2 protein-coding genes are annotated in these 966 nt (G+C 43.5%); both read right to left on the bottom strand.

Annotation, left to right across the window (positions count from 1 at the left end):
* On the bottom strand, positions 1-298 hold a 298-nt coding region (locus tag ACS8FC_RS15285; protein WP_439297400.1), incomplete at its 3' end, for a phosphoenolpyruvate carboxylase.
* A 194-nt stretch (positions 299-492) separates the two neighbouring features.
* On the bottom strand, positions 493-966 hold a 474-nt coding region (locus ACS8FC_RS15280), incomplete at its 5' end, for a tyrosine-type recombinase/integrase (protein WP_439297399.1).

The raw sequence follows: 966 nt of genomic DNA, 5'->3' as shown, positions 1-966 counted from the left end.
TACGCAGCTCATGACGTTGCTCACGCAAGTAGTTCTCTTCGCTTAGATTGGCAAGGAAAAAATAGATAGAAAAGCCGCGTATGACATCCTTTAAAGTTTGATTGTCTAAAGAAGCAATAAAGTCGATGAGCTGCTGTTTATGTGCCTCATTTGGTTCACGGCGCTGTTGAATAAAGCCTTTGCGTAGTGTCTCAATGGTTTCTATTGTCTGCTCACCAGACTGGCGAGAAATGGCATCGCCTAGTAATGAACCCAACAAGCTGGTGCGTTTACGTAGTACGTTATTATCTAGAGTCATCCTTAACCTTCCTATCAAATGAATGGATAAAATACTATGGCTATCTTAGACGTAATATCCTTATGGTTTTTTGCAATTTAACATAAATGGGTAGTTATGTTTGGCGCCCAAAGCAATTTTTTATCAACCGATGTCCGTCATACTATAGTGTATTTAGCGCTCCGTCTATTTTTCAAACTATTCTTAGAGCGAGATTACTTGGCTGACGTCTTAGCGTAATCTCGCAACTTATCTATATAATCCGCCCAATCTTGCATCATCTGGATTCTAGTATCGATCTCATCGAGTCTATTGTAAGCCCCGCCATGGGTGTCTTTTATCCTGTGGCCCAGCTGCAGTTCTGTGACTATGTCTGAGTAGCGTAACTCTGGCTGTTCCATGAGCAAGGTTTTGGCCGATGCACGAAAGCCATGCGCACATTGCACGTCTTTGTATCCAAGCCGGTGAAATATCTGTACCAGTGTGGCTTTGCTGATATAAGCATTGCTTGAACCACGCATTGAGGCAAAGACGTACTCTTTATAGCCTGTGATAGATTGAATATTTCGTAATCGCGCAATCACTTGCGTGGCTAATGGTACGACCAAGTGCGATACCATGTCGTCGCGACCTTCGCCTTTGGTCGGGGAGAACGCCCATGTATTATTATCCCAGTCGATATCCTGCCA

Source organism: Psychrobacter sp. 1Y4 (assembly GCF_051847555.1).
The sequence above is the reverse complement of the archived record's forward strand: the minus strand, read 5'-3'. Positions and strand labels throughout refer to the sequence as shown.